29 protein-coding genes, 2 tRNA genes and 1 riboswitch are annotated in these 25,808 nt (G+C 71.8%); of the genes, 11 read left to right on the top strand and 20 right to left on the bottom strand.

The window, feature by feature from the left end:
* Positions 1–41: 41 nt before the first annotated feature.
* Entirely contained in the window at positions 42–881 is an 840-nt protein-coding gene (gene nadE, locus ACTJI1_RS18225) for an ammonia-dependent NAD(+) synthetase (RefSeq protein WP_440743719.1), read from the bottom strand.
* A gap of 88 nt (positions 882–969) precedes the next feature.
* Between nadE and ACTJI1_RS18220 the strand changes: the two genes are divergently transcribed.
* Entirely contained in the window at positions 970–2,187 is a 1,218-nt protein-coding gene (locus ACTJI1_RS18220) for a cation:proton antiporter (RefSeq protein WP_440743718.1), read from the top strand.
* 27 nt (positions 2,188–2,214) lie between these two features.
* On the opposite strand, the gene ACTJI1_RS18215 is transcribed toward ACTJI1_RS18220, so the two are convergent.
* Complete coding sequence (locus ACTJI1_RS18215) at positions 2,215–3,069, bottom strand: LysR substrate-binding domain-containing protein (RefSeq protein WP_310128943.1); 855 nt, start codon at positions 3,067–3,069, stop codon at positions 2,215–2,217.
* A gap of 166 nt (positions 3,070–3,235) precedes the next feature.
* On the opposite strand from ACTJI1_RS18215, the gene ACTJI1_RS18210 reads away from it, so the two are divergent.
* A complete protein-coding gene (locus ACTJI1_RS18210) occupies positions 3,236–4,540 on the top strand; it encodes an MFS transporter (RefSeq protein WP_440743717.1) in 1,305 nt (434 codons plus the stop codon).
* Between the two features lie 32 nt (positions 4,541–4,572).
* Positions 4,573–4,645 (top strand) — tRNA-Arg (locus ACTJI1_RS18205).
* Between the two features lie 281 nt (positions 4,646–4,926).
* Here ACTJI1_RS18205 and ACTJI1_RS18200 read toward each other — a convergent pair.
* The 3 genes from ACTJI1_RS18200 to ACTJI1_RS18190 form a co-directional block, all read right to left on the bottom strand.
* Positions 4,927–5,002: transfer RNA gene (locus ACTJI1_RS18200), tRNA-His, on the bottom strand.
* A 47-nt stretch (positions 5,003–5,049) separates the two neighbouring features.
* The gene (gene orn, locus ACTJI1_RS18195; protein ID WP_310128940.1) at positions 5,050–5,673 is read right to left on the bottom strand and encodes an oligoribonuclease; all 624 of its coding nucleotides are present in this window, start codon (positions 5,671–5,673) and stop codon (positions 5,050–5,052) included.
* 10 nt (positions 5,674–5,683) lie between these two features.
* Complete coding sequence (locus ACTJI1_RS18190; protein ID WP_440743716.1) at positions 5,684–6,511, bottom strand: SGNH/GDSL hydrolase family protein; 828 nt, start codon at positions 6,509–6,511, stop codon at positions 5,684–5,686.
* 96 nt (positions 6,512–6,607) lie between these two features.
* On the opposite strand from ACTJI1_RS18190, the gene ACTJI1_RS18185 reads away from it, so the two are divergent.
* A complete protein-coding gene (locus tag ACTJI1_RS18185; RefSeq protein ID WP_310128937.1) occupies positions 6,608–6,922 on the top strand; it encodes a thioredoxin family protein in 315 nt (104 codons plus the stop codon).
* Between the two features lie 123 nt (positions 6,923–7,045).
* Here ACTJI1_RS18185 and ACTJI1_RS18180 read toward each other — a convergent pair whose 3' ends face one another.
* A complete protein-coding gene (locus ACTJI1_RS18180; protein ID WP_440743715.1) occupies positions 7,046–7,630 on the bottom strand; it encodes an ArsR/SmtB family transcription factor in 585 nt (194 codons plus the stop codon).
* Positions 7,631–7,703: 73 nt separating this feature from the next.
* On the opposite strand from ACTJI1_RS18180, the gene ACTJI1_RS18175 reads away from it, so the two are divergent.
* From ACTJI1_RS18175 to ACTJI1_RS18160, 4 genes are all read left to right on the top strand, one after another.
* Positions 7,704–8,966, top strand: coding sequence for an MFS transporter (locus tag ACTJI1_RS18175; RefSeq protein WP_440743714.1), 1,263 nt, complete (start codon positions 7,704–7,706; stop codon positions 8,964–8,966).
* A 333-nt stretch (positions 8,967–9,299) separates the two neighbouring features.
* On the top strand, positions 9,300–10,091 hold the full coding sequence (locus tag ACTJI1_RS18170) for a hypothetical protein (RefSeq protein WP_310128933.1): 792 nt from the start codon (positions 9,300–9,302) through the stop codon (positions 10,089–10,091).
* 99 nt (positions 10,092–10,190) lie between these two features.
* Positions 10,191–11,258, top strand: a complete 1,068-nt coding sequence (locus tag ACTJI1_RS18165; protein WP_440743713.1) for a hypothetical protein — start codon at positions 10,191–10,193, stop codon at positions 11,256–11,258.
* A 37-nt stretch (positions 11,259–11,295) separates the two neighbouring features.
* Positions 11,296–11,649 carry a metallopeptidase family protein gene (locus ACTJI1_RS18160; RefSeq protein ID WP_310128930.1) on the top strand — a complete coding sequence of 118 codons (354 nt, stop codon included), beginning with the start codon at positions 11,296–11,298 and terminating at the stop codon, positions 11,647–11,649.
* Between the two features lie 40 nt (positions 11,650–11,689).
* On the opposite strand, the gene ACTJI1_RS18155 is transcribed toward ACTJI1_RS18160, so the two are convergent.
* The 7 genes from ACTJI1_RS18155 to ACTJI1_RS18125 all read right to left on the bottom strand — a co-directional run bounded on the left by ACTJI1_RS18155 (position 11,690) and on the right by ACTJI1_RS18125 (position 17,353).
* Positions 11,690–11,968, bottom strand: a complete 279-nt coding sequence (locus tag ACTJI1_RS18155; RefSeq protein ID WP_310128927.1) for a hypothetical protein — start codon at positions 11,966–11,968, stop codon at positions 11,690–11,692.
* Positions 11,965–12,579: an ATP-binding protein gene (locus tag ACTJI1_RS18150; protein WP_440743712.1), complete on the bottom strand. Its 615-nt coding sequence runs from the start codon at positions 12,577–12,579 to the stop codon at positions 11,965–11,967. Before ACTJI1_RS18150 ends, ACTJI1_RS18155 begins: the two co-directional genes overlap by 4 nt.
* A complete protein-coding gene (locus ACTJI1_RS18145) occupies positions 12,563–13,342 on the bottom strand; it encodes an energy-coupling factor transporter transmembrane component T family protein (protein WP_440743711.1) in 780 nt (259 codons plus the stop codon). The genes ACTJI1_RS18150 and ACTJI1_RS18145 overlap by 17 nt, the downstream gene beginning before the upstream one ends.
* Entirely contained in the window at positions 13,339–14,862 is a 1,524-nt protein-coding gene (locus ACTJI1_RS18140; protein WP_440743710.1) for an ABC transporter ATP-binding protein, read from the bottom strand. Before ACTJI1_RS18140 ends, ACTJI1_RS18145 begins: the two co-directional genes overlap by 4 nt.
* Before the next feature lie 18 nt (positions 14,863–14,880).
* On the bottom strand, positions 14,881–15,504 hold the full coding sequence (locus tag ACTJI1_RS18135; RefSeq protein ID WP_440743709.1) for an ECF transporter S component: 624 nt from the start codon (positions 15,502–15,504) through the stop codon (positions 14,881–14,883).
* A gap of 40 nt (positions 15,505–15,544) precedes the next feature.
* A riboswitch (TPP riboswitch) is annotated at positions 15,545–15,652 on the bottom strand.
* A gap of 54 nt (positions 15,653–15,706) precedes the next feature.
* Positions 15,707–16,033 carry a spore germination protein GerW family protein gene (locus tag ACTJI1_RS18130; protein WP_310128918.1) on the bottom strand — a complete coding sequence of 109 codons (327 nt, stop codon included), beginning with the start codon at positions 16,031–16,033 and terminating at the stop codon, positions 15,707–15,709.
* 45 nt (positions 16,034–16,078) lie between these two features.
* Positions 16,079–17,353 carry a DNA polymerase IV gene (locus ACTJI1_RS18125; protein WP_310128917.1) on the bottom strand — a complete coding sequence of 425 codons (1,275 nt, stop codon included), beginning with the start codon at positions 17,351–17,353 and terminating at the stop codon, positions 16,079–16,081.
* 56 nt (positions 17,354–17,409) lie between these two features.
* On the opposite strand from ACTJI1_RS18125, the gene ACTJI1_RS18120 reads away from it, so the two are divergent.
* Positions 17,410–18,414, top strand: coding sequence for an aldo/keto reductase family protein (locus tag ACTJI1_RS18120; RefSeq protein ID WP_440743708.1), 1,005 nt, complete (start codon positions 17,410–17,412; stop codon positions 18,412–18,414).
* Positions 18,415–18,502: 88 nt separating this feature from the next.
* On the opposite strand, the gene ACTJI1_RS18115 is transcribed toward ACTJI1_RS18120, so the two are convergent.
* From ACTJI1_RS18115 to ACTJI1_RS18100, 4 genes are all read right to left on the bottom strand, one after another.
* Entirely contained in the window at positions 18,503–19,198 is a 696-nt protein-coding gene (locus tag ACTJI1_RS18115) for a hypothetical protein (RefSeq protein WP_440743707.1), read from the bottom strand.
* A 141-nt stretch (positions 19,199–19,339) separates the two neighbouring features.
* A complete protein-coding gene (locus ACTJI1_RS18110) occupies positions 19,340–19,660 on the bottom strand; it encodes a hypothetical protein (RefSeq protein ID WP_440743706.1) in 321 nt (106 codons plus the stop codon).
* A 64-nt stretch (positions 19,661–19,724) separates the two neighbouring features.
* Positions 19,725–20,498, bottom strand: coding sequence for a YidC/Oxa1 family membrane protein insertase (locus ACTJI1_RS18105; protein WP_310128912.1), 774 nt, complete (start codon positions 20,496–20,498; stop codon positions 19,725–19,727).
* A gap of 84 nt (positions 20,499–20,582) precedes the next feature.
* The gene (locus ACTJI1_RS18100; RefSeq protein ID WP_440743705.1) at positions 20,583–20,897 is read right to left on the bottom strand and encodes a DUF6412 domain-containing protein; all 315 of its coding nucleotides are present in this window, start codon (positions 20,895–20,897) and stop codon (positions 20,583–20,585) included.
* A 370-nt stretch (positions 20,898–21,267) separates the two neighbouring features.
* On the opposite strand from ACTJI1_RS18100, the gene ACTJI1_RS18095 reads away from it, so the two are divergent.
* Positions 21,268–21,930, top strand: a complete 663-nt coding sequence (locus ACTJI1_RS18095; protein ID WP_440743704.1) for an SDR family oxidoreductase — start codon at positions 21,268–21,270, stop codon at positions 21,928–21,930.
* 10 nt (positions 21,931–21,940) lie between these two features.
* Positions 21,941–23,662 carry a long-chain-fatty-acid--CoA ligase gene (locus tag ACTJI1_RS18090; RefSeq protein WP_440743703.1) on the top strand — a complete coding sequence of 574 codons (1,722 nt, stop codon included), beginning with the start codon at positions 21,941–21,943 and terminating at the stop codon, positions 23,660–23,662.
* A gap of 19 nt (positions 23,663–23,681) precedes the next feature.
* Here the strand turns inward: ACTJI1_RS18090 and ACTJI1_RS18085 are convergent, their stop codons facing one another.
* The 3 genes from ACTJI1_RS18085 to ACTJI1_RS18075 are packed head-to-tail and all read right to left on the bottom strand — an operon-like array spanning position 23,682 to position 25,711.
* The gene (locus tag ACTJI1_RS18085; protein WP_440743702.1) at positions 23,682–24,188 is read right to left on the bottom strand and encodes a PaaI family thioesterase; all 507 of its coding nucleotides are present in this window, start codon (positions 24,186–24,188) and stop codon (positions 23,682–23,684) included.
* 22 nt (positions 24,189–24,210) lie between these two features.
* Positions 24,211–25,131 (bottom strand): oxygenase MpaB family protein, encoded by a 921-nt coding sequence (locus tag ACTJI1_RS18080; protein ID WP_440743701.1) that lies wholly within the window; start codon positions 25,129–25,131, stop codon positions 24,211–24,213.
* A 25-nt stretch (positions 25,132–25,156) separates the two neighbouring features.
* Positions 25,157–25,711, bottom strand: coding sequence for a YbaK/EbsC family protein (locus ACTJI1_RS18075; RefSeq protein ID WP_440743700.1), 555 nt, complete (start codon positions 25,709–25,711; stop codon positions 25,157–25,159).
* Positions 25,712–25,808: the final 97 nt, after the last annotated feature.

The raw sequence follows: 25,808 nt of genomic DNA, 5'->3' as shown, positions 1-25,808 counted from the left end.
GCGCCGGCTGAGAAGCCGGCGCCCTTCGTCGTTCTCGCCGCTCAGCGGCTGTACGACCCCTCGCCCCACCAGGCGTCGAACATGCTCGCGGGAGGCTGGCGCTTGTGCTCGGTGGCCCGGTACCGGGCTTCGAGCGCCTCCGCGACCTCGTCGCTGACATCCTTGCCCTCGAGGAAGTCGTCGATGTCGCTGTAGGTCAGCCCGAGGTTGTCCTCGTCCGTCTGACCCGGGTTCAGGTCGAGCAGATCGGCCGTCGGCGCCTTCTCATAGAGGCGCGCGGGCGCATCCAGGTACTGCAGCAGCTGCTTGCCCTGACGCTTGGTGAGCCCGGTGAGCGGCAGGATGTCCGTGCCGCCGTCGCCGTACTTGGTGAAGAACCCCGTCACCGCCTCCGCCGCGTGGTCCGTGCCCACCACGAGCAGCGCCCGCTGTCCGGCGATGGCGTACTGGGCGACCATGCGGATGCGCGCCTTCACGTTGCCCTTGACGAAGTCGGACATAGGCTCGCCGAGAGCGTCCGCGTACTCGTCCTCCACGCCGTCGGTGCCGCGCTGGATGTTGAACACGACCGAGCTCTTCGGCTGGATGAACGACAGCGCCAGCTGGGCGTCGTCCTCGTCGCGCTGCACGGCGTACGGCAGCCGGACGGCCACGAAGTCGGCCTCGATGCCCTCGGCAGCGAGCCGCTCCACCGCGAGCTGGGTGAGCCGGCCGGCCAGGGACGAGTCCTGGCCGCCGCTGATGCCGAGCACGTAGCCCTTGGCGCCGGTGGAGCGCAGGTAGTCCACCAGGAAGCCGACGCGACGGTCGACCTCCTCGGCCGGGTCCACCTCGGGACGGACGTGCAGGTCCTCGATGATCTTCGCCTGGAGTTCACGCATGACGCCACGATAGTCCCGCAGGATTTCGTGCGTGTGAACGTCCGGAACGGTCTGCCGCGATCGCCGTCGTCGTCGCTAGCATGCGCGCATGGCTCCCGCCGTGTCCACCGTCGTCCTCGTCCCGCTGATCGCCGTCGCCGCGGCGCTGCTGACCACCGTCGTCGGCCGGTTCGTCAAGATCCCCCTGGTGGTGTTCGAGATCGTGCTCGGTCTGATCGCGGGCCCGAGCGTGCTCGGCTGGGTTCCGGAGACGGACGCTCTCAAGGCGGTGTCGAACTTCGGCCTCGCCTTCCTCTTCTTCATGGCCGGCAACGAGATCGACTTCGCCGCGATCGCGGGGCGCCCGATCCGCCGCGCCTCCCTGACCTGGCTCATCTCCCTGATCGTCGGGATCGTGCTCGCGACGCTCATCGTCGGCCAGCTGATCACCGGCGTCTACCTGGGGATCGCGCTGACCTCCACGGCGCTCGGCACCCTGATGCCGGTGCTGCGGGATGCGGGCGAGCTGCGGACGCCGTTCGGCCGCGTCGTCATCGCGGTGGGCGCCGTCGGCGAGTTCGGGCCGCTCATCGCCATCTCGCTCTTCCTCAGCGGCCGCAAACCGCTGGCCGCCGCACTCGTGCTGATCGGCTTCGCGATCATCGCGGGGGCGGCGATCTGGTTCGCGTCGCGCGGCGGGCACGAGCGCTTCCAGAGCCTGGTCCGCGCCACGCTGCACACCAGCGGACAGTTCGCGGTGCGCTTCGTCGTGCTCGTGATTGCAGCGCTCGTGGGCTTGAGCATCGCTCTCGGGCTCGACATGCTGCTGGGCGCGTTCGCCGCGGGCGTGCTGTGCCGCATCCTTCTCGGCGGGGCGGCGCCCGAGGACGCCCACCACATCGAGAGCAAGCTCGAGGCGGTCGCATTCGGCGTGCTCGTCCCGGTCTTCTTCATCAACACGGGCATCGGCTTCGACCTCAAGGCCCTTCTCGGCGATCCGCGCGCGCTGCTCCTGCTCCCGATCTTCCTGGTGCTGCTCGTCGTGGTGCGCGGCCTCCCGGGCTCCTTCGCCGCCCCGCCGGGCTCGACGGGGCGTGACCGCGCCGCGCTGACCCTCTTCACCGCGACCGGCCTGCCGATCATCGTCGCGGTGACCGACATCGGCGTGCGCGAGCACGACCTGCAGAGCGGGACGGCGACGGCACTGGTCGGCGCGGGGATGCTGTCGGTGCTGATCTTCCCGCTGGTCGCACTGCTGCTGCGCCGGCGATCCGCGGACGGCGGTGTGCGACCCGCCGATCCGGATGCGGTGCCGATCGAAGGCTGAAGCGCCAGGTTCTCGGCCGGCTGGCGGTCAGGCCACCCTGCTGACCGCACGCGCCAGGATCGCCGTGGTCAGCGCCTCCACCGGCTCCCGTGCGGCGGACGGGTTCGACAGCAGCGTGAAGTCGACGTGCCCGAGATCCGGCAGCCCGAACCGGTTCGTGACCTTGATCAGGTCGGTCGGGATGAGCGACCGCGGGAACACCGCCACCCCGATCCCCGCGCGCACGGCGGCGAGCACGCCGTTCACCTCGCGGGTGTTGCAGGTGATGCGCCAGGTGCGCCCCGCGGACTCCAGCGCGTCGATCGCCACCTGCCGGCTGAGGCTCGGCCCCTGGTACGAGATCAGCGGCACCGGGCCGTCGGGATCGAGGATGGTCTTCTCCTGCCCCATCCACACCAGCTCGTCGGTCGCGACCACCGTGCCCTCCGTCGTCCCCGGCGTCTGCTTGATGAAGATCAGGTCGAGCTGACCGGCTTTGAGCTTGCGGTGCAGCGGAGCCGACTGGTCGACCGTCAGCTCCAGGTTGATCTGCGGATTCTGCTGCCGGAAGTGGCGCAGGATGCGCGGCAGCGTCGTGATCGCGAGGTCGTCCGCCGCGCCGAAGCGCAGCCGGCCGCGCATGGCGGAACCGCTGAAGTAGCTGTCCGCCTCCGCGAGGGCGGCGAGGATCGTCCGCGCGAAGCCGGCCATCGCATCCCCGTTGTCCGTCAGCCGCACCTCACGGGTGTCGCGCGCGATCAGCTGCCGTTTCGCGGACTGCTCCAGCTTCCGGATGTGCTGGCTCACCGTCGGCTGGCTGATGCCGAGCCGGGCGGCGGCACGGGTGAAGCTCCGCGTGTCGGCGACGGCCAGGAAGGTCTGCAGCAGGACCGGATCGAACATCGCGCGCATCCATTCGAAAAGCCAATAGGAGTTATAGCTCGGATCGGGAACAAGAATAGTCGGTTCTGCGTAATGTCAATGAGGACACTTCATACGGAACCAGCACTGACATCGAGGTAACACGCACGTGGCGCACTCCCCCGCAGCGGCCCCGCCCACCGGACCCATGCCGGTCCTCTCCGCCCGCCCGCCGTGGAAGGAGACCTTCGCCTCCCTCCGCGTGCCGAACTACCGGCGCTTTGCCGCGAGCAACCTGGTCGCCAACACGGCGGTGTGGATGCAGCGCATCGCGATGGACTGGCTGGTGCTGCAGCTCTCCGGCAGCGTCGCCGCGGTCGGGGTGACCGTCTTCATGCAGTTCACCCCCATGCTGTTGTTCGGCCTGTGGGGCGGAGTGATCACGGATCGCTACTCCAAGCAGCGCCTGCTCGTCGTCACCCAGTCGTGCGCGGCCGCGCTCGCCGCGCTCCTCGCCGTGCTGACCCTGAGCGGTGTCATCGAGGTGTGGCACGTCTACGCGATCTCGTTCGTGCTCGGCCTCGTCACGGTCGTCGACAACCCGGCCCGCCAGGTGTTCGTGAACGAACTGGTCGGCCCGAAGTACCTCCGGAACGCGATCAGCCTCAACTCCTCGATCTTCCAGCTCGGCGGCCTGATCGGGCCGGCGCTGGGCGGCATCCTCATCACGGCGGTCGGCGGCGGGTGGTCGTTCGCGATCAACGCCGTCGCGTGCCTCGCGGTCGTGTTCGCGGTTGCGACCCTGAAGCGCTCCGAACTGCACGCGTCGCCGGCGGCCCCGCGCACCAAGGGGCAGCTCGCCGAGGGGATGCGGTACGTGCGCCGGAAGCCGGTGATCTTCTGGACCATCGTCATGGTCGCCGTCGTCGCGGTCTTCGCGTTCAACATGCCGGTGTTCCTCGCCGCGTACGCGAACGACGTCTACCACGTGGGCGCCCAGGGCTACGGGATGTTCAACGCGCTCGTCGCCGCCGGTGCGCTCACCGGGGCGCTCGCATCCACCCGGCGCACCAGCGTGCGGCTGTCGATGGTCGTCGGAACGGCGGCCGCCCTGGGGATCGTGCAGGCGCTGGCGGGATTCGCCCCCGGCGAGCTGGCGTTCGGGATGCTGCTGATCGGCGTCGGCGTCGGCAACCTGCTGTTCATCACGGCGGCGAACTCGCTGGTGCAGATGTCGTCGAACCTGCAGATCCGCGGCCGTGTGATCTCGCTGTACATCCTGGTGCTGCTCGGCGGCCAGGCGCTCGGCGGGCCGCTGATGGGGTGGATCGTGGAGCAGGTCGGCCCGCACATCGCGATCGCGATCTCCGGGCTCCTCCCCGCCGCCGCGGCCGCGGTCGTCGCCGTGCTGATCGCCCACCAGGCGCAGTTGCGGCTGCGGTTCGGCCTGCGCGGACGGCGCCCGGTCATCGCGATCGTGAACCGCGCGGGCAAGTCCGGCGCGACGCTCTGAGCCCGGCGCCGCTCCGGTATCGTGGATGCGTCGCCCCCGTAGCTCAGCGGATAGAGCAGGAGCCTTCTAATCTCTTGGTCGCAGGTTCGATTCCTGCCGGGGGCACTGGAGCAGTTCTCGCGGTGCTTCTCATCTCTTGGTCGCAGGTTCGATTCCTGCCGGGGGCACCGGAGCAGTTCTCGCGGTGCTTCTCATCTCTTGGTCGCAGGTTCGATTCCTGCCGGGGGCACCCTCTTGCGCACGCATCCCATCCCCCGTCGAGTACACGAAAAGTGCACGCGAATCCGGCGTGTCGCGTGCACTTTTCGTGTACTCGACAGAGGGGGGACGCTGGGGGGCGGAGACGCGAAGAAGGGCCGGACTCGGGGAGTCCGGCCCTTCTTTGGTGGGGTGAGTAACGGGGCTTGAACCCGCGACCTCCTGGACCACAACCAGGCGCTCTACCAACTGAGCTATACCCACCATGTGTCGCGCCGAACCGAGTGGGCGGCGCAAGCAACTCATCGATTCTAGTACATGCGGGGAGCCCATTTTTCCACGACGCCGTCCCTCAGCGCCTGGGTGTCCTCCGTGCTCGGGCCGGGAGGCGCGACGAACGCGGCGGAGCGGTAGTAGTCGAGCTCGCGGATGGACTCGAGGATGTCGGCCAGCGCGCGGTGCCCGCCGTTCTTCTCGGGAGCGTTGAAGTAGATGCGGGGGAACCAGCGGCGCGCGAGCTCCTTGATGGAGGACACGTCGACGTTCCGGTAGTGCAGGTGGTTGTCGAGCCGCGGCATGTACTTCGCGAGGAACATCCGGTCGGTGCCGATGGTGTTGCCGGCGAGCGGCGCGGTGCGCGCGGTCGGCGCGAACTTGAGCACGTACTCCAGCACCTCGTACTCGGCCTCGGCGAGGCTCTTGCCGTTCGGGATCTCGTCGATGAGCCCCGAGGTGGTGTGCATCTGCCGCACGAAGTCGCCCATGTGCTCGAGGGCCGAGTCGTCGGGCTTGATGACGATGCTGAGGCCCGGGTCGAGCACGTTCAGCTCGAAGTCGGTGATCACCACCGCGATCTCGACAAGCTCGTCGACCTCGAGGTCGAGGCCGGTCATCTCGCAGTCGATCCAGACCAGTCGATCCGAGGAGGTAGCCATAACACCGAGTCTAGTGCGGCCCTCCGACGGTGCCCGGAATCGAGTGGCCGCTGAGCCCCACGCGCTGCGGGACCGGCAGCTTGGGCCCGCGCCCGTCGCCGGTGGAGACGTGCCGCAGCCGGCGGGCCACCCACGGGATCGCGTAGACCCGGAGCCACGTGCGCAGGGGCAGCTCGTCGGGCGGCGCCGGCGGCTCGGGCACGGCGGCCGCCTCGGGCCCGCTCACCTCGGCGTACGGGACGCCGAGGGCGTGCGCCGCGTGGGCGGCGAGCAGGCGATGCCCGCGCGTGCTGAGGTGCACGCGGTCGGACGCCCACATCGCCGGGTCGCGGAACTCGCGCACCCCCCACACATCCAGCACGACGGCGCGCTGGTCCCGCGCGATGCTCCAGATGTTCGCGTTGAAGACGGCGGCGCGGCCGCGGAACGGCTTCAGGAAGAAGGCGAACTGCGGGTCGAAGATGTTGGCGAGCAGCACCGTCGCCCCCGAGTCGCGCAGCGTGCGGATGCCGGTCTCGAGCCGCGCGGCCAGCGCATCCGGGTCGGCGGAGGGGCTCATCAGGTCGTTGCCGCCGATCATGACCGAGACGAGGTCGGGGCGCAGCTGCAGCGCGTGAGGGATCTGCGCCTCCACCACGTCGGAGATCCGGCGTCCGCGCACGGCCAGGTTGGCGAACTCGACCGAGTCGCCGGCCAGGCGGGCGTCGCCGTCGAGGATGCCGGCGAGGCGGTCCGCCCAGCCGAGGAACGCGTCCGGGGCGCCGGGCGCGCTGTCGCAGAGCCCCTCGGTGAGCGAGTCTCCGAGGGCGACGTAGCGCGTATAGGTCGTTCGGCTCACGGGACGATTGTGGGTCGCACAGACCCGCCGGGTCGCGCCGGGACGCCCGGTTCTGCAGGATCGTCGCCGCGATTTCGCCGGACGTACACTGACAGGGTGGATTCGACACCGGCCGTTGTCCCGGAGGTCACCGGGGCCGAGCACACCCGTGCCCGCCTGACCCTGTACACGTCGGCCTTCTGCGAGCCGTGCATGCAGACGCGCGCCGTGCTCGCGGAGGCCGCGCGCCTCGCTCCCCGCATCGCGGTGACGGAACTGGACGTCGCCCGCAACATCGACCGGGCCGAGCGCGACGGCATCCGCTCGACGCCGACCGTCATCGTCGAAGGCCAGGACGGCGCCGAGGTGTTCCGCGCGGAGGGCGTCCCCACGCTCGCCCAGGTGCTGGCGGCCGCCGCGAAGGCGCTCTGACCGCATCCGCCGACCGCGACTGCGGTGGTTCGGAACGTCTGCGGCTGCTCGCCGCGGCGCAGTCGTAACGAACGGGGGCAGTCGCCGCCCGTCAGGCGGAGATGGCGTCAGACGGAAGTGGGGTTAGGCGGAGGCGGCGGCGTCGTCGGAGCCGGGGTCGAGGGCCCGGTGCACCAGGAAGATGCCGCCGTGCGCGGGATGCTGCGCGCGCTCGGCGTCGTGCTCGATGAACTCGTCGAGCACCGCCACGATGCGGCGGTCGAGCTCGGCGACATCCTCGGGCGAGAGGTGCAGCGAGAAGCGGGCGTAGGTGGCGATGGATGTCGGACCCGCCTCCGCGAGCTCCTGCTGGAACGCCTCGACGGGGGCGAGACCCTGGCTCAGGTCCAGGTCGTCGAGGGAGACGGTGAGCCACCAGCTCTTGCCCGTCGAGCGGTAGGGCTTCTCGAGCGCGCCGGACTCCCCTGTCCTCACGTCGGCGGGCTCGAGGAATCCGGTCCGGACGAGCTGCCGCACATGGTAGTAGACGGTGCCGGGGTCGATCCCCAGGCGGTCGGCCAGCTGCTTGTTGGTCCAGTCGCGGTCGCCGCACAACCGCACGATCCGCACGCGCAGCGGGTGCGAGAGCGCCTTGAGCTCCTCCGGGGTCGCAGGCCTGCGCTTGGCGTCCGGGTCGGCACCGCTCGCACGCGGAAGGTCGTCGGTCACGTGTCCAGACTATCAACGATTGAGTGAACTCCTATCGATTGAACTTTCTCAATCAGTGTGCGAACCTGGGCTCATGACGACGGATGGGCTCGGCACGCGCTACTGGAGGCTCTGGACATCGGCCGGGCTCTCCAACCTGGCCGACGGCGCGATGAAAGTCGCGCTCCCGCTCGTCGCGATCCGCTACACCGACTCCCCCGCCCTCATCGCCGGGCTCACCTTCGCGTTCACGCTGCCGTGGCTGTTCTTCGCGCTCACCGCCGGCGCGCTGGCCGATCGCCGGGACCGCCGCCGGCTGATGCTCGTGGCCAACGGCGCCCGCGCGCTGTTCCTCGCGTGCCTCACCGTCGCGACCGTCGCCGGCGCCGGGTCGATCTGGCTGCTCTACGCGGCCGCGCTCTGCATCGGCGTCGCCGAGACCATCTACGACACCTCGTCGCAGTCGATCCTGCCGCAGCTGGTCCCCCGCGACCGTCTCTCACGGGCCAACGGCCGCCTCTACGCCGCCGAGCTCACGGCGAACGAGTTCGTGGGTCCGCCGCTCGGCGGATTCCTCGTCGCCGTCGGCGTCGGCGTCGCGTTCGGAACCCCGGTGCTGCTCTGGGTGGCGGCGATCGGGGTGCTGCTGCTGGTCCGCGGCCGCTTCGTCTCTGGGCGCACCGAGCCGACCACGATCCGTGCGGACATCGCCGAGGGCCTGAGGTTCCTCGCGGGCAACACCCTCCTCCGGACACTCGCCATCATGGTCGGCATCTTCAACTTCGCCGCCTCCGCCGCCTTCACGGTGTTCGTGCTGTACGCGGCCGGTCCCTCCTCGACGATGAAGCTGAGCGACCCGGCGTACGGGCTGCTGCTCACCTGCTCGGCGATCGGCAGCGTGCTCGGGACCTTCCTCGCCGAGCCGGCCGAACGGCTGCTCGGGCGGTCGCGCGCCCTGGTCCTGACGATCGCCGGGTCGCTGCTGACCGTCGCGACGCCCGGCTTCACCGCGAATCCGTTCGTCATCGGCGCCGGGATGCTGCTCGGCGGCATCACGATCTCCGTCTGGAACGTCATCACGGTCTCGCTGCGCCAGCGCGTCACCCCCACCCGGCTCCTCGGCCGGCTCAACAGCGCCTACCGCTTGCTCGCCTGGGGCACCATGCCGCTCGGCGCGGCGGCGGGCGGACTGCTCGGCCAGGCGTTCGGCGTGCAGTCGGTGTTCTGGATCATGGGCGGCCTCATCGTGCTGCAGCTCATCCCGATGCTGTGGGTCACCGACCGGCGCATGGATGCGGCCGAAGCGGCCGTCGAGGCCGAGGAGGCGACGGCGGCGGTCGACCCCCAAAGTCGTTGACGCGTACACGACTTTGCCAGGCTCTATGCCCGAACCGTCCAGAATCGGGGCCTAGGGTCGTTTATCGACGGCCGTGAGTGCCGTCCGTGCCGCGCAGGCGGCATCCAGCCCCCAACCCCTGAGGCGCCCCCGCGCCCGCTCCTGGATGCTCGAGCCTTCCGAACGCCCGGCACACCCGCGCCGCACGCCGCGCCTTCCGGACCACGGGTCCACGAGGCGCTTCCGCGCGTGCTCCGCGGTCGCCCGCTGGACCGCTCCCGATGAGCCACGGTCCCCCCGCGCACGCTCCGGCGTCCGCGCGCTGCAGCCGGGATAACCCGATCCAGGAAGACAATGCTCAGTACTCTCCGTTCCACCGTCAAGAACAGTCCCATCCCCTTCGGCCGCATCGTGACCGGCGCAGCCGCCGTGATCATGAGCGCCAGCCTGATCGCCCCCGTCATGGCGCAGCAGCAGGCCAGCGAGCGCCAGACCCGCGAGCTCTCCGAGTCCACCGGGATGCGCCACGAGCAGCTCGGCGTCTACGGCTCGATCGTCCGCGAGCGGCTCGAGGACGAGGCGAAGACCACCCTCGCCGGCGCCCAGGCGACCCTCGCCGCCAACCAGGCGAAGGCCGACCCGACGGCCGCGAAGACGGCGATCGCCGGCCTCAGCGGCTTCACGAAGCTCGACGACACGAAGCTCCGCAGCACCATCGACAAGACCAAGGCGGCGTCGGACGCGCTCGCCGCCGCGGGCGCGGAGGCGGACCGCAAGGCCGCTGCCGCTGCTGCGGCCGCGGCGGCTGCAGCCGCGGCCGCGCAGGCGAACGCCAACACCCCGGCGGGCGCGAAGGCGACGGCCGCGAGCCTCGCCGCGAGCCAGTACGGCTGGGGCGCCGACCAGTTCGGGTGCCTCGAGAAGCTGTGGCAGCGCGAGTCGCAGTGGAACTACCAGGCCTCCAACCCCGGCAGCGGCGCCACCGGCATCCCGCAGGCGCTCCCCGGGAGCAAGATGGCCTCGGCCGGCTCGGACTGGGAGACCAACGCGACCACTCAGATCAAGTGGGGTCTCGACTACATCGCCCGCGGCTACGGGACGCCCTGCGGCGCCTGGGGCCACTCGGAGTCGTTCAACTGGTATTGATCCGCTGAGCGAGCGGTGTACGGCGGCCGGGGTTCTCTCCCCGGCCGCCGTTCTGCTTGCCGTCGCCGTGCTGTCCGCGCCCGCCGATAGACTCCGCGGGTGAGCACGAGCAGCCCCGAATCTCAGACCGTCTCCCCTGTCATCCGTGGAGCCCACCTCGTCGGCAGCGTCAACCTGCCCGACGCCGAGACCGTGTTCCGCACGGTGAGCGGGCACCTCGGCGACCGGATGCGCCGCATCCCGGACGGCGAGGTCGGCGAACGGTTCTATTGGGTGCAGTTCCAGACCGCACGCCTCGACACGATGGCGGGCATCTCGCGCATCGACGTGCCGCCCTCGCTGCTTCGCGGTCGGTTCGACGGGCGCCCCTTCCGCCTCGACCCGGGCGTGAGCGCCGACGACCTCGAGTTCCCGAACCTGGGTTACGCCGACGCGGCGCTCGACTCCTACGCCGTGTTCGAGCGGCTGCGCTCCGAGGGAGTCATCCCGCCCGGCACACGTTTCCAGGTCTCGTTGCCGACGCCGGCGGGGGTCGTGGGCCCGTTCATCGTGCCGGAGGACCGCGCGGCGATCGAACCCGCCTACGAGCGCGCGCTGTTCGGTGAGCTGGACCGCATCCTGACAGGCATCCCGCACGACGAACTCGCCATCCAGTGGGACACCGCGGTCGAGTTCGCCCTGCTCGAGGGCCGGATGCCGTCGTGGTTCGGCGACGACGTGCTCGCCGGGGTGCTCGAGCGCGCCGAACGCCAGGCCGCGGCCGTTCCGGTCGACGTGGAGCTGGGCTATCACCTCTGCTATGGCGACGTCGAGGAGCAGCACTTCGTGCAGCCCGCCGACGCCGGCCGGCTCGCGGACGTGCTGGGCGGCATCCTGAGCCGTGCTCCGCGACCGGTCACCTGGGTGCACCTGCCCGTTCCGATCGAGCGGGACGACGAGGCGTACTTCGCGCCGCTCGCCGGGGTCGCGGTTCCCGAGGGGACCGAGCTCTACCTGGGCCTGCTGCACCACGAGGACTGCGTGGAGGGCGCGCGGCGCCGCGCCGAGGCCGCCGCGACCGCGGTCACGGCGTTCGGGGTCGGCACGGAGTGCGGCTTCGGCCGCGGGCCGAGCGAGCGCACCGACGGCCTCCTCGACCTGCACGCCGCCGTCGCTGCGGCGTGGTGAGCCGCGAGCCCGTAGTGCCGATGAGCCGGGAGGTCCGATGAGTCTGGAGCTGGACGTCGAGGCGTTCGAGGCGCTGGTCGCCGACGAGCTCGACCGCCTGCCCGACGAGATGGTCGACGGGCTCGACAACGTCGTGTTCGTGGTCGAGGACCGCCCGGAGGACGGCTCGCTCGACCTGCTCGGCCTCTACGACGGCGTCGCGCTCACCGAGCGCGGCGACTACGGGTTCGGTGAGATGCCCGACCGCATCGTGCTGTACCGCGAGCCGCTGCTCGCGATCAGCGCCGACGAGGACGAACTCCGCGACGAGGTGCACATCACCCTCGTGCACGAGATCGCGCACTTCTACGGCATCGACGACGACCGCCTGCACGAACTCGGCTGGGCCTAGCCCGGCGGGACCGGGCGTCGCGTGCGGCAGAGACGCTGCTTCAGGCGCCGAAGCCGAAGATCGACTCGTCTTCCTTGTCGGCCGCCACCGGGTCGGAGTCCGGCTGGTCGAACCGGTAGGTCACATGGATCTGGCCCTCGACCTCGCGCCGGTCGGCCGCGACGTACCAGAAGGTCGACTCGAGGCCCTCGACGGCGGCGATCACGCCGATCCGCTCGTCCGGCTTCCCGTCCACCAGGAAGCGGCGGTCGGTCTGTCCGACGAGGGGTCCGTCGGCGTATTCGACGATGTACTCGGGGTCCTGTCGTGCGTCGCTCATGACTCCACCGTAGTCCCCGCGCGGCCCTCCGTGAGATCGGCGCCCGTCACATCCAGCACCAGAGCAGCCTGCCCGAGGGGATGCTCGCGGGCGACGAAGCGGTCGAACTGCCGCTGCCAGCGGTCCCACTCGACCGCGAACGTCTCCCCGTCGCGGGCGAGGGCCCGCTCTTTGCGCAGCGTGTCGTCGGCCTGCAGCCAGACGGTCAGGTCCGCCGAGGCGGCGTTCCGGCGGGACAGGGCGCCGCAGCCTTCGACGACGAGGGGTTCCGCCCCCTCCACCGCGACCCGGCCGGAGGGGCGGCTTCGGCTCCAGTCCCAGCGGGTCCAGAATCCCGAGCCGGATGCGCGCAGCGGCTCCAGCAGATCGCGCCCGACCGCTTCGCTCCCCGCATCGAGGCCGTCCCAGCCCGGGTAGAGGTCGTCCATCCGCACCAGCCGCGGCGTGCCGGTCGCCGGCCATGCGGCCAGGAGCGCGTCCGCGAGCGAGCTCTTGCCGGCGCCGCTCGGGCCGTCGATGAGCACGACCGGGGTCCGTCCTTTCGCGGCTGCGGCGTCGGCGGCGGCGGCCACCGCGGCATCCAGCGCCGCCAGCTCAGCCGAGCGGGGCATTCCAGCTCCCCGTCGCCACGGCGGCACCCACGGCGCAGGCCGCGACGAGCACGGCGACGGCCAGCGCCGCCCAGTCGCGCGCCCGGAACACCGACGGCCGCGCCCACGTGCGCCGCCCGGGCGCGCCGAAGCCGCGCGCCTCCATCGCGGTCGCCAGTTTCGTGCCACGGCGCAGCGAGAGCACGAACAGCGCGAACGCCTGCCCGAGGAAGCGGCGCAGCGCGCCCGACTCCGCCACGCCCCGCGCCCGGCGGGCCAGGGTGAGCGCGCGCCAGTCCTCGGCGAAGAGGCCGACGAGGCGGAGGCCGGCGAGGGCGCCGATGACGAAGCGCGCGGGCAGGCGCAGCAGCTGGCCGAGGCCGTCGGCCAGGTCGGTCGGGTCGATCGTGACGAACAGCAGCACGGCGGGGAGGCCGATCGCCAGCACCCGCAGCGTCGTCGCCAGCGCGAGCGCGATCGAGCCGTCGCTGATCTCGACCGCCCACCACTGCACGTAGACCGTGCCGGAGGTCTGCCCGTACAGCAGCGTCGTGAGGCCGGCGAGCGGCGCCGCGACCCAGACCGGCGCCGTGCGCGCCAGCACGGTGCGAAGCGGGATGCCGGCGAAGGCGAGCAGCACGAGCTCGAGAACGAGCGCGACGCCGGCCGACACCGGGTCGATGGACAGCAGCAATGCGACGGTCACGACGAGGGCCGCGCCGAGCTTGGCGACGGGGTTGAGCGTCGCGAGCGGTCCGGTGCGCAGCGGCTCCACGAGCGTCATGCGCGCACCTCCGCGGCATCCATCCGCACCCGGGCGGCTCCCATGGCGTCCACGAACTCCGCATCGTGCGTCGCGGCGACCACGGCGTGACCCTCGGCGCGCAGGTCCGCGATCAGGGCGACGAGCTCGCTCCAGGTGCGCGCATCCTGGCCGAAGGTGGGCTCGTCGAGCACCAGGAGCCGGGGACGGGTCGCGAGGGCGGTTCCGACGGAGAGCCGCCGCTTCTGGCCGCCGGAGAGCGTGAACGGGTTCGCGTCGGCGAGGTCGTCCAGCGCCAGGCGGACCAGCAGCTCCTCCACCCGCGCGTCGACCTCGCCCGGCGCCAGCCCGAGCGCCCGGGGTCCCGCAGCGAGCTCGTCGCGCACCGTGGAGGCGATCAACTGGTGCTCCGGGTTCTGGAACACGCTCCCGATGCGGGTGAGCAGGTCGCGCGACCGCCAGTCGGCCGGATGCGGCGAGGCGCCGGAAGCGAGAGCCGGCTCGGCCGTCAGCTCGCCCGCCACCGGGGGCAGCAGTCCGCCGAGGGTGAGGGCGAGCGTCGACTTGCCAGCGCCGTTGCGGCCGACCAGGGCGACGGCGGACCCCTCGCGCAGCGCGAGATCGATCGCCGGACCCACCCGTGTGGCCCGAGTCGCGACATCCGAGCGTCCGGATCGCCGGCCCCGATGCCGCCCGCGTGTGACGGCCGGGCCGCGGCCCACCGCGAGCGAACGCGCGGTGAGCAGCGCATCCCCCTCGGGGACGTGGGGCGCTTCGGGGATCGGAGTGTCCGGCAACCAGACACCGGCCCGCCGCAACTCCCCCGCCGTATCCCGGAGCACCGCATCCGGCGACCCGTCGGCGAGCACCCCGCCGTCGGCGCCGAGCACGACGACGCGCGTGACCAGGTCGCGCCAGACGGCGACGCGATGCTCGACGACGACGAGGGTCGCGCCGCCCGCGTCGAGCGCCGCGCGCACCGCATCCCGGACCTCGAGCACACCCTCGGGGTCGAGGTTCGCGGTCGGCTCGTCGAGCAGCAGCAGGCCGGGGCGCATCGCCAGCAGGCCGGCCAGGGCCAGCCGCTGCTTCTGGCCGCCGGAGAGGTGCGCGGTCGGCGTGTCGAGCGGGAGGTCGAGCCCGACCCGGACGAGCGACTCGCGCACGCGCGCCCAGAGCTCGTCGCGCGGCGCGCCGAGGTTCTCGCCGGCGAAGGCGACGTCGTCGCCGACCCGGGCGAGGATGACCTGCGAGTCGGGATCCTGCAGCAGCAGCCCGGCGGTCCCCCGCGTCTCCGCGGGCGGACGGCCGGCCACGGTCAGTGCGCCCTCCGACTCGCCGTCGTCCTCGCCGCCCAGCACCCCGGCCAGGCCCGCGAGCAGCGTGCTCTTGCCCGCGCCGGACGCGCCGAGCAGGAGCACGCGCTCGCCCGGCTCGATGCGCAGGTCCACGCCGCGTGCGGCCCAGCCGCTGCGCCCCGCGTAGCGCCAGCCCCAGCCGTCGACCCGAACGGCGGCCGGGACCGGCAGTCCGTCACCCACGATCGTCAGATCCGATCGTCAGACCCGTGCAGCCTTGTGCGCCTCACGGCCCGCCGCGAACCGGCTCAGCGCGCCGGTGCGTGCCAGGGCGCGCACGACGAGCCAGGAGCCGAGTCCCGCGACCACGACTCCCGAGACGATCGTGGTGATCGCGTAGACGATCGCGAACTCGGGCTTGGAGCCGGGGTACCAGTAGAGGAGGTCGAGGATCGACTCGGCGAGGCCGGCGCCAGCGCCCGCCAGCAGCGCGGGCACCAGCCGCCAGTTGGCGTAGAGGAACGCCGCGAAGACGATCTCGGCGCCCAGGCCCTGCACCACGCCGGAGAGCAGCGTGGCGAAACCCCACTGCGTGCCGATCAGGGCCGACACGATCGCGGCGACCAGCTCGCCGTACAGGGCGGCGCCGGGCTTCCGCACGATGAGGGCGACGAGCACCCCGGCGAACAGCCACGGACCGTTCAGGATGCCCTGGAAACCGGGCAGGACGGCGCCGATCGGCCCCGAGATCGGGTTCTGGACGACGCCCCAGACCCAGAAGACGACGCCGGATGCGACGGCGACCACACTGGCGACGACGATGTCGACGACGCGCCAGCGGAGGGTGCGCGGGCGTGCGCCCACGGTGGAGATGGTTGCGTGCACTGTTCGTGCCCTTTCAGTCGAAATGGAACAGGGCACGGGATGTGAGAAATTGCCTCCCTGCGCTGGCATGACCCAGATCAGGTTCGACGGTCGAGACTTGGAGAAGTCTCCTCTCAGCCCGGCTCACCGGACTCCCGTGTTCGCACTCAGTGTAGCCCCAGCCGGGACGACGCACGTCCCCGGCCGGCAGCGGAACCGCTCGCTACTTCTTGAGGGCGCGGATCACGCGCGACCACGCGTGACCGGCCACCCACACGAAGGGGATGCCGACCGCGAGCAGCGTGATCAGGTTCGGGCGGAAGCGCACGCCGAGCTCGTCCGAGATGTAGGCGCCGAACGGGATCGCGACACCGCCGCCGCCCGCGCCGCCGGGAGCGTCCTCATCCCCGGCGCCGCCCGCTCCGAAGCCGAACTGGACCGCGGCGACGGGCACGATCGTGGTGCCGTCGACGACGACGGGCTCGCCGTAGACCGACTTGATGCCGGAGCCGCTCACGGTCTCGGCGAGTTTCAGCGAGAAGTTCGTCATGAGGCCACGGTAGCGCTCCGCCGCCCGGGTGAACAGGGCGCGCGCTCAGTCGCTCACGTACTTCGGGTTGCGGCCGTCGCGCTCCTCCTCGTCGGCGTCGCGTGAGCGCCGCACCAGCGACGCCGGGCCGATGGCGCCGCGGCCGAACCGGGCGCTCACCGCATCCAATGTCCGTTCGGTCTCGCGCCACTCCTCGTCCGGATCCCACAGGGCGATCGCGTCGCCGCCGGCGTCGAGCAGCTGCTCCGCCCGGACGCCGATGAGCCGCAACGGCGTCTGCCGCACGTCCAGGCCGAGGAGGTCGAAGACGTCCCACGCCTCCTCGAAGAGCCGCCGGCCGACGTTCGTCGGCTCCGCCAACGTGCGGGAGCGGGTGATGGTGCGGAAGTCGGCGAACCGCACCTTGATCGACACCGTCCGGGCCACCATCCCGTGCGTTCGCAGCCGCTCGCCGACGCGGCCGGAGAGCCGCAGGAACTCGCGGCGCAGCACATCCAGGTCGCCGACATCCGTGCCGAAGGTGTTCTCATGCCCGATGCTCTTCTCGCGCGACTCGGTGACGACCCGCCGCGGGTCACGTCCGTTCGCGAGCTCGTGCAGGCGACGGCCACTCGCGTCCCCGACGGCCTTCTGGAGCACGTGCAGCGGCGCGTCGGCGAGGTCGGCGACGGTGAGCAGCCCCATCCGCTCCAGCGACGACTGGGTGCTCGCCCCCACGCCCCACAGCGCGCCGACCGGGAGCGGACGCAGGAAGCTCAGCGTCTCGGACCGCGGGATCACCAGCAGTCCGTCCGGCTTGGCCCGTCCCGAGGCCAGCTTGGCCATGAACTTCGTGGCGGCGACGCCGACCGAGCAGGTGAGGCCCGTCTCCTCCTGCACGCGGGAGCGGATGAGCTCCGCGATCCGGCGTGGCGAGCCGAGCAGGCGGCGCGCCCCCGAGACGTCGAGGAACGCCTCGTCGATGCTCAACGGCTCCACCAGCGGGGTCACCTCGTGGAAGATCTCCATGACCTTCGCGGAGTACTCGGTGTACCGCTCGTAGTGCGGCGGCAGGATGATCGCGTTCGGGCAGAGACGAATCGCCTGCGACATCGGCATCGCGCTGCGGACGCCGTAGCGCCGCGCCTCGTACGTGGCGCTCGTGACCACGCCGCGCCCGCCCGCGTGCCCGACGATCGCGGGCTTGCCGCGCGCGTCCGGACGCTCGAGCAGTTCGACCGAGGCGAAGAACGCATCCATGTCGACGTGCAGGATGGCGGCCTCCGAGTCGTCGACGTCGGCCGCGCTCACCTGCCGCTGGCTGCCGTCCGCTCGTCCCACACCCCCAGCTTCTCACCAGCCGCCGACATGCGCGCGAACGGGGATACGTTGGAGCAATGGAATTCAGGTACCTCGGCAACAGCGGACTCAAGATCTCCGAGATCATCTACGGCAACTGGCTCACCCACGGATCCCAGGTGGAGAACGACACCGCGACGCAGTCGGTGCGCGCGGCCCTCGACGCCGGCATCACGACCTTCGACACGGCCGACGCGTACGCCAACACGGTCGCCGAGCAGGTGCTCGGGGATGCGCTGAAGGGCGAGCGCCGCCAGTCCCTCGAGATCTTCACCAAGGTCTACTGGCCGACCGGCCCGAAGGGTCACAACGACGTCGGGCTCTCGCGGAAACACATCCTGGAGTCGATCGACGGCTCGCTGCAGCGCCTCGGAACCGACTACGTCGACCTCTACCAGGCGCACCGCTACGACTCGGAGACGCCGCTGGAGGAGACCATGCAGGCCTTCGCGGACGTCGTCCGCCAGGGAAAGGCGCTCTACATCGGCGTCAGCGAGTGGACGGCCGACCAGCTGCGCGCCGGACACGCACTGGCGAAGGATCTCGGCATCCAGCTCATCTCGAACCAGCCGCAGTACTCGATGCTGTGGCGCGTGATCGAGAAGCAGGTCGTGCCCGCATCGGCCGAGCTCGGGATCTCGCAGATCGTCTGGTCGCCGGTCGCCCAGGGCGTGCTCACCGGCAAGTACAAGCCGGGACAGGAGGCGCCGGAGGGCAGCCGCGCCGCCGACGACAAGGGCGGGGCGGACGCGATCCGCAGCTTCCTGCGCGAGGACGTGCTCACGGCCGTCCAAGGGCTGCAGCCGATCGCGGACGAGCTCGGCATCACCATGGCGCAGCTCGCCGTCGCCTGGGTGCTGCAGAACCCGAACGTCGCGGGCGCGATCGTGGGCGCATCCCGCCCCGAGCAGGTGAAGTCGAACGCGGAGGCCGCCGGCATCAGGCTGTCCGGCGACGTGCTCGCGCGCATCGACGAGGCGGTCGGCGATGTCGCGGAGACGGACCCGGCGCTCACGACGTCGCCGTCGAAGCGCCCCGCGTAACGCGGGGCGCTCTGGCATCGAGTGGTGAGTGGATGCCCGAATCCGTGCGGGATTCGAGCATTTACTCACCACTCGCGGTCTGGGCGGGTCAGACGAGGGCGGCGACGAGGGGGCGCAGCCAGTCGCGGAAGGCGACCGAGTCGTCGCGCATCGTGGCGCTGATGGCGACCGTGTGGGGGCCGACGATCCAGGCGCCCTCCTCCGCGAGCGGCAGCACGTCGATGTCGAGGCGGAAGTAGCCGGCCTGCCGCCGCAGTTCGTGCTCCCGCTCGTGCACCACGTCGACGATGTCGGCCGCCCGCTGCGCGTGGTTCTGCGCGCTCGACCGGACGTACTCGGCGTGCCGCTCGGCCGCCCATCCGGCGGCCGCGTCGTAGTGGGTGATGATCGCGTCCTGCAGGTCGATCGCCCGGTCGAAGGCCTCGAAGTGGGGAGGCTGCAGCAGCGGCGCCGTGAGCCGGCGGTGCCGGTCGGCCGCCACCTCGAACCACGCCTGCCACTGGCGCGCGAGCGGGTCGGACGCGTCGGTCCCATCCGCAGGCTCGTCGCCGTGCGGCTGCGAGCGGGCCGGGCCGCCCAGCGGCACGGGTCGCGTCCGCATGCGGCGGTCGGGCCCCCCGGTGCGCTGCGGCCGGAGCGCCGGCGAGACCGCCGGGTCGAGCGCCGGGAGGGTCGGGCGGACCCGGTCGGACAGTCCCGCGAGGTCGCGCACCGCGAGGGCCATCAGCAGGTCCCACGGGCAGTCCTCCGTGACCTGCCATCGAAGGGTGCCCTCGACGAACATGCCGACATTCTAGGTTCGCCCGGGCGGCGCAGGTAGTGGCAGCCGAACCGGTTCAGTCCCAGAGGATGCCAGAGGATGCCAGGCGGCGCCTGGGGAGGCCCAGGAGAAGTCCTGGAGCCGTCGCGCGGGTCCCCGGACGCGTCAGTCGCTCAGCGGCTCCTCCGCGACCAGCAGCGCCGCCGGGATCACAGCCCGCTCGAACGGACCGCGGCCGTCGCGCCGCCGCTGCGGCTCGAAGAACGAGACCGTCCAGGTCGTGAAACCGTCCGCCGGACCGTACACGTTGCGCAGGTTGCGGTCGCCGGGTGCCACGATGACCCCGGTGGGCTCCCCCACCCAGTCGTCCGCCGCGGGCTGCTCCCGCTCGCGCACGTACACCTGCACGCCCACGCCGAGGCCCGGGATCCGGTCCGTCGACGGCCCGCCGGCGGGCCGCCCCTCCTTCGCTCCACGCTTCCGCATGGCTCCATGCTCGCACTTCGGCGCCTGAGGAAGCTCCGAGAGCACGCGGCACGACGGGTGGGCGTCAGTGCGACGTCGTCGGCCGCGCGCTTCCCCCCGCGCCGCGGGCGGGGTCGAGGAGGCGGCGCAGCGTCCACCGCTCCGCGACCGTCCACGCCGTCGAGGTGAGGATGTACACCGCCGCCGCCAGCGGGACGAACGCCGCGAACAGCACCGTCACGTACGGCAGGAAGGACAGCGCGCGCACCATCCCGGCCGGCGCGGCCGACCCTTCGGGCTGCGGCAGGGTGAGCACGCGGCGCGACACCGTGGTCACGACGGCGATCAGGGCGAGGACGCCGACGTACACCAGCATCGCGGGCCAGACTCCGGCGCCTGCGCCGGTGAGCCCGACGAAGCTCGTACCGAGCGGAGCCCCGAACGCGTGCTCGCCCAGCAGCGCGTTGGCGTGCCCCGCGATCGTGGCGTGCGTGAAGATCGCGTAGACGAGCGTGACGACCGGGATCTGCGCGAGCAGCGGCAGCATCCCGGCGAACGGGGAGACCTGCTCGGCCCGATACAGCTCCATCGTCTTCTGGGCGAGCGTCTCGCGGTCGCCCGAGTGGCGCCGCTGCAGCTCGGCCAGCTGCGGGGCGAGCCGGCGCCGGGCATACTCGGCGCGCACCTGGCTGACGCCGACGGGGATGAGGAGTACGCGGACGAGGACGGTCAGCATCGCGACCGCGAGAAGTCCGGAGAGCGTGCCCGCGAACGGGGCGACGGTGGCCGAGAGGCCGGTGACGAGGCCGTAGGCGCCGTCGAGGATGGCCGCAATCGGCGGCCAGGAGAAGAAGTCCATGGTGTGAGTGATCCCTGCGAGTCGTCGGAGTGAGGACGCGTCTGGTCACGGGGGCGCCGTAGACCCGTTTGGGCCCGGCGCGCGCTACGCGACCGGCAGAGAGAAGCCGGGTGCTCGGGGACGCGGCCGTCCGTCGGCCGCCGGATCCGACGGCCCTTCGGCGAGCCAGCCCGCGGCCGGCTCGACCGGCCGCGACCACACCGGCCGCACGCGCAGCGAGGCGGCGAGGGCCGCCACGGACCGCACCGCGGCCGCGGCGAGCACCGCGACGAGACCGAGCGCACCCGCGACACCGGCCAGGGCGACGAAGCCGGCGGTGCTGCCGCCGACGTGCCCGAGGCCGAGCGAACCCACGCCGGACGCGAAGGCGCGTCCGAGGAGTTCGAGCAGGGCTGTCATGGTGACGACCGTAACAGAGCGCGGGCTCGCGGCCCAGAGCGTTCGCGCCCGGCGGACGCGTGTCGCACAGCCGTCAGCGAGCCGCCTGCCCGCTCGCGCCACGAGATCCGAGCGCGTGCGTCGGAGATTCGCGCGCGTGCGTGGGAGATCCGGCCGATCCGGCGCGGAATCTCCCGCTTCAGAGCGTTGCGTCGGAGATTCCGACCCCACTTTCCGACGATCGCGCATGCCGCCATGCGCCCGCGGGAGCAGCGAGTCGTGAGCACATGCCCGAATCCGTCGCGGATTCGCGCATCCACTCACGACTGGGCGCCAGCGGGCCCGGGGGTAGTGCGCCCACGGCGAGGCACGGCGGTGGAAGGATGGACGCATGACTCGAGTCGCGATCATCGGTGCCCATGGAAAAGTCGCCCAGCAGCTGATGCGGGTGCTCTACGACCTCGGCGACGACTTCGTCGGCGTCGTCCGGAACGACGAGCACGCCGACGACGTCTACCGCCTCGGCGGGGAGGGCGTCCTGCTCGACATCGAGCACTCCGACGCGGCGGCCCTCGCCGGCGCGATCGAGGGCTGCGATGCCGTCGTGTTCTCGGCGGGCGCCGGTCCGGGCTCCGGCATCGAGCGCAAGCGCACCGTCGACTACGGCGGGTCGGTCCTCGCGCAGGAGGCCGCCCGTCAGGCGGGCGTCCGCCGTTTCGTGCAGGTCTCCGCCTGGGGCGTCGACGCACCCGTCGACGACTCCGACCCGGTGTGGAAGGCCTACGTCGAGGCCAAGCGCGACGCGGATGCGGCGCTCCGCGAGTCGGGCCTCGACTGGACCATCCTGCGCCCGGGCGGCCTCACGACCGACGAGGGCACGGGCCGCGTGACCCTCGGCGACAGCGTCCCCCGCGGCAGCATCGCCCGCGAGGACGTCGCGCGCCTGATCGCGCTCGCACTCCACGAGCCGGCCACGATCGGACACCAGTGGGAGGTCGTCGGCGGCGACACCCCCATCGAGGATGCCGTGCGGGCGCTGGTCGCCTCCGCGTAGGCTTGCGGGCGTGACGAGCGACAGCGTGACGAGCGATCCGTCCCCGTACAGCGCGAAGCCGTGGGTGTCGGGCTATGCGCCCGGCGTCCCCGCCGAGGTGGAGGTGCCCGAGGGGTCCCTCTCGCACCTCATCGAGGAGTCCGTGAGCACCTACGGGCGCCATGTCGCGCTGGAGTTCTTCGGCGCGACCACCACCTACGCCGAGCTCGGCGACCAGATCGCCCGTGCGGCGGAGGGCCTCCGCAAGCTCGGCGTGTCGAAGGGCGACCGGGTCGCACTCGTGCTGCCGAACTGCCCGCAGCACGTCGCCGCGTTCTACGCCGTGCTGCGCCTCGGTGCGGTGGTCGTGGAGCACAACCCGCTGTATACGCCGCGGGAGCTGCGCCACCAGTTCGAGGACCACGGCGCGACGGTCGCGATCGTCTGGGACAAAGTCGCCGCGACCGTGCAGGAGCTCCCCGCCGATCTCGGCGTCACCACGATCGTCTCCGTCGATCTGACCCGTGCGATGCCCGCCTCGAAGCGGTTCGCCCTGCGGCTGCCGGTGCCGGCGGCGCGCAAGGCGCGCGAACAGCTGACCGCGAAGGTGTCCGGAACGATCACGTGGGACTCGCTGGTCGCCTCCCGCCGCATCAAGGCGTCGGTGCCCCGGCCCGAGCGCGACGACCTCGCGCTCATCCAGTACACCTCCGGCACGACGGGACGCCCGAAGGGCGCGATGCTGAGCCACGGCAACCTCACGGTGAACGCGGCGCAGTCCCGCGCGTGGGTGCCCACCATCGAGCGCGGCACCTCGGTGGTCTACGCCGTCCTCCCGCTGTTCCACGCCTACGGACTGACCCTCTGCCTCACCTTCGCGATGAGCATGGGCGCGCGGCTCGTGCTCTTCCCCAAGTTCGACCCGGACCTGGTGCTGGATGTGGTGAAGAAGCATCCGGCGACCTTCCTGCCCGCGGTCCCGCCGATCTACGAGCGGCTGGTGCAGGCGGCCGACAAGCGGAAGGTCTCGCTGTCGGGCATCGAGATCGCGATCTCCGGGGCCATGAGCCTGCCGCAGGGCATCGTCGACCTCTGGGAGGAGAAGACCGGCGGGTACCTCGTCGAGGGCTACGGCCTGTCCGAGTGCTCCCCGGTCCTGATGGCGAACCCCGTCGGCGCCACCCGGCGCGAGGGCACGGTCGGACTGCCGCTGCCGAGCACCGAGCTGCGCGTGGCCGACCCGGACGACCCGTCGTCGGACCGCCCCTTCGGCGAGGAGGGCGAGCTGCTGGCGCGCGGACCGCAGGTGTTCAGCGGCTACTGGCGCAAGCCGGACGAGACGGCGCACGTGCTCACCCCGGACGGCTGGTTCCGGACGGGCGACATCGTGACGATGGATGAGGACGGCTTCGTCCGCATCGTCGACCGCATCAAGGAGCTGATCGTCACCGGCGGCTTCAACGTCTCCCCCACCGAGGTGGAGGACGCGCTGCGCTCCTTCCCCGGGGTCGAGGACGTCGCCGTGGTCGGGCTCCCGCACCGCCGCGGCGGCGAGGATGTCGTGGCCGCGGTCGTCATGGAGAAGGGCGCCTCGTTCGACGAGGAGGCCATCCGCGCCTACGGCCGGGACTGCCTCACGCCGTACAAGGTGCCGAAGCACGTCGTGCAGGTGGACGAGCTCCCCCGCTCGATCGTCGGCAAGGTGATCCGTCGCAAGGTCCGCGACCAGCTGCTAGCAATGCAGGCGAGCTGACACGCGACCGGACGGGCGCTCAGCCCCCGATCGGGAACACCAGCAGCGAACCCGTGGCGGTCGCGACCGTCTTGCCGGAGCCGTCGGTGATGACGCCGTCCGCGAAGGCGACCCGATTGCCCGGCTTCGTGACGGTCGCCGTGCAGGTCAGCTGCCCGGTGTGGGCGTAGACCGGGCGGAGGTAGTTGACCTTGATCTCGATGGACGTGTAGCCCTGCCCCTGCGGCAGCGTCGTCTGCACCGCGCAGCCGAGCGCGGAGTCGAGCAGCGTGCACATCAGCCCCCCGTGCACCGTGCCGATCGGGTTGTAGTGCGACTCGTCGGGGTCGCACACGAACGTCGCCGTGCCGGGTTCGGCCGCAACGAGCGTCATGCGCATGAGTTCCGCGATGGGAGGCGGCGGCAGCTCCCCGCGGATCATCGCCCGGAGGTAGTCCAGGCCGCTCATGGTGGGCATCACGGCGACGCCGGGCGCCGGGTCCTCCCAGACGACGGTGCGGGTGCGTTCGGTCAGGTCTTCCTGCATGAGGACATCCTGTCGCACCCGGTCACGCTCCGGCGAGCCGTGCGAGCCGTCGGCGCGCCGCCAGCTCGGCCTGCGTCTGCGGGCCGAGCAGCACCCGCGCACCGCTGAGCACGGCGCCCGTCGCCGAGTGCAGCGGCAGCATCCGCTCGACCGGCGTGGATGGCAGCCCCAGCAGGGCGCGGTGGCGCGGCTCCAGCGTCGACACCGCCGCCCGGAACAGGATGCGATACGACGGCCGCAGCATGCGGCGGAGCGGCGCCCGGCGGATGAAGCGAACGATCTCCTCCACCTCGGGACCGCCTCGCAGCTCCCCCGCATCGGTGATGGCGTCGATCTCACCACGGAGCGCGGAGGCCGTGCGCGGCGCATCCTCGACGCCCATCAGCTCGGCCGCCGTCGCCCACTCGTCGACGTAGCCGTCGGCGCCGCCGGGCAGCTCGCCGCCCCACTGCTCGTGCGCGGTGAGGAAGGCGTCGGTGAAGGCGAGGTGCACCCACCGCGCCAGCTCCGGGTCGTTGGCGGAGTACGGACGCGTCACGCCGTGGCCGTCGACGAATGTACCGGTGACGCGGCGATGCAGGGAGCGCACCATCTCCGAGCCCGCCACGGCCTGGTCGCGGCTGCCGAAGGTGACGGTGTGGATCCACTGGATCGTGCCGGCCAGGCGCCCCAGCGGGTCCTCGCGGTAGCGGGAGAAGTCGCGGACGCCGGCGAGAGCCCCGGGATGCAGCGCCTGCAGCAGCAGGGCCCGGACACCGGCCACGAGTGTGGGCATGCCGCCGTGGACGGCCCAGGATGCGCTCCCCGGTCCGAAGAAGCCCGCGTCCTCGCCCTCCTCCAGCCGGAGGATCCACGCGGGCACCTCGTCGGAGCGCCCGGCGAGCGTCTCGATCAGCCGGGAGCGCAGTGGGGTGAGCACCCGGTCGGCGGCCGTCCCGGTCATCGCGGCGGACGCTCCTCGGGCCCGCTCATACGGTCGCCTCCAGGCCGAGCCCGTCGATCAGCTGCGCTCCGGGCAGGTCGGCGAGGAGACTCCCGGGCAGCAGGATCTTCGAGCGCCGGACGCCCGAGCCGATGATGAGGACGTCACGCTCGGCGACGCGGGAGTCCACCAGCACCGGCCAGCCGTCGGGCAGCCCGATCGGGGTGATGCCGCCGTACTCCATCCCGGTCAGCTCCACGGCGCGGTCCATCGGGAGGAAGGACGCCTTGCGCACGTCGAGCATCCGCTTCACGGTGTTGTTGACGTCGGCGCGTGTGGTGGAGAGCACGACGCAGGCGGCGATCCGCTCGACGCCCTCGCGCTTGCCGCCGACGACGACGCAGTTGGCGAGGTCTGCGGGATGCAGGCCGAACCGGTCGCGCGTCGCCGCCGTGTCCGAGACGTCGGGGTCGATCTCCACGACGCCCACCTCGTCCAGCCGGCCCAGCGCGTCGAGCGCCGCGAGCGTGGACGGTGCGAGCAGGTCGGGACGGGTGGATGCAGGGGCGGTGGTGAGCCCGCCGAGAGTGAAGACGCCCATGCGCCTACTCTGCCCGCGCCGGCTGGGAGTCGGCGAAGAACGCGCGGGTGAGCCCGACGGCGTGCGCCGCGCTCACCCGCGTCGTCCGTTCGACGAC

Source organism: Leifsonia sp. 22587 (genome assembly GCF_052044215.1).
Taxonomy (GTDB): domain Bacteria; phylum Actinomycetota; class Actinomycetes; order Actinomycetales; family Microbacteriaceae; genus Leifsonia; species Leifsonia shinshuensis_C.
This window is presented reverse-complemented; position numbering and strand designations above follow the sequence as displayed.

What these genes read in the sequence shown, in the direction of transcription:
- nadE (WP_440743719.1), bottom strand. Translation starts at nt 881, where the DNA reads ATGCGTGAACTCCAGGCGAAGATCATCGAGGACCTGCACGTCCGTCCC.
- ACTJI1_RS18220 (WP_440743718.1), top strand. Translation starts at nt 970, where the DNA reads ATGGCTCCCGCCGTGTCCACCGTCGTCCTCGTCCCGCTGATCGCCGTC.
- ACTJI1_RS18215 (WP_310128943.1), bottom strand. Translation starts at nt 3,069, where the DNA reads ATGTTCGATCCGGTCCTGCTGCAGACCTTCCTGGCCGTCGCCGACACG.
- ACTJI1_RS18210 (WP_440743717.1), top strand. Translation starts at nt 3,236, where the DNA reads ATGCCGGTCCTCTCCGCCCGCCCGCCGTGGAAGGAGACCTTCGCCTCC.
- orn (WP_310128940.1), bottom strand. Translation starts at nt 5,673, where the DNA reads ATGGCTACCTCCTCGGATCGACTGGTCTGGATCGACTGCGAGATGACC.
- ACTJI1_RS18175 (WP_440743714.1), top strand. Translation starts at nt 7,704, where the DNA reads ATGACGACGGATGGGCTCGGCACGCGCTACTGGAGGCTCTGGACATCG.
- ACTJI1_RS18170 (WP_310128933.1), top strand. Translation starts at nt 9,300, where the DNA reads ATGCTCAGTACTCTCCGTTCCACCGTCAAGAACAGTCCCATCCCCTTC.
- ACTJI1_RS18160 (WP_310128930.1), top strand. Translation starts at nt 11,296, where the DNA reads ATGAGTCTGGAGCTGGACGTCGAGGCGTTCGAGGCGCTGGTCGCCGAC.
- ACTJI1_RS18155 (WP_310128927.1), bottom strand. Translation starts at nt 11,968, where the DNA reads ATGAGCGACGCACGACAGGACCCCGAGTACATCGTCGAATACGCCGAC.
- ACTJI1_RS18150 (WP_440743712.1), bottom strand. Translation starts at nt 12,579, where the DNA reads ATGCCCCGCTCGGCTGAGCTGGCGGCGCTGGATGCCGCGGTGGCCGCC.
- ACTJI1_RS18145 (WP_440743711.1), bottom strand. Translation starts at nt 13,342, where the DNA reads ATGACGCTCGTGGAGCCGCTGCGCACCGGACCGCTCGCGACGCTCAAC.
- ACTJI1_RS18130 (WP_310128918.1), bottom strand. Translation starts at nt 16,033, where the DNA reads ATGACGAACTTCTCGCTGAAACTCGCCGAGACCGTGAGCGGCTCCGGC.
- ACTJI1_RS18120 (WP_440743708.1), top strand. Translation starts at nt 17,410, where the DNA reads ATGGAATTCAGGTACCTCGGCAACAGCGGACTCAAGATCTCCGAGATC.
- ACTJI1_RS18115 (WP_440743707.1), bottom strand. Translation starts at nt 19,198, where the DNA reads ATGTTCGTCGAGGGCACCCTTCGATGGCAGGTCACGGAGGACTGCCCG.
- ACTJI1_RS18110 (WP_440743706.1), bottom strand. Translation starts at nt 19,660, where the DNA reads ATGCGGAAGCGTGGAGCGAAGGAGGGGCGGCCCGCCGGCGGGCCGTCG.
- ACTJI1_RS18105 (WP_310128912.1), bottom strand. Translation starts at nt 20,498, where the DNA reads ATGGACTTCTTCTCCTGGCCGCCGATTGCGGCCATCCTCGACGGCGCC.
- ACTJI1_RS18100 (WP_440743705.1), bottom strand. Translation starts at nt 20,897, where the DNA reads ATGACAGCCCTGCTCGAACTCCTCGGACGCGCCTTCGCGTCCGGCGTG.
- ACTJI1_RS18095 (WP_440743704.1), top strand. Translation starts at nt 21,268, where the DNA reads ATGACTCGAGTCGCGATCATCGGTGCCCATGGAAAAGTCGCCCAGCAG.
- ACTJI1_RS18085 (WP_440743702.1), bottom strand. Translation starts at nt 24,188, where the DNA reads ATGCAGGAAGACCTGACCGAACGCACCCGCACCGTCGTCTGGGAGGAC.
- ACTJI1_RS18080 (WP_440743701.1), bottom strand. Translation starts at nt 25,131, where the DNA reads ATGACCGGGACGGCCGCCGACCGGGTGCTCACCCCACTGCGCTCCCGG.
- ACTJI1_RS18075 (WP_440743700.1), bottom strand. Translation starts at nt 25,711, where the DNA reads ATGGGCGTCTTCACTCTCGGCGGGCTCACCACCGCCCCTGCATCCACC.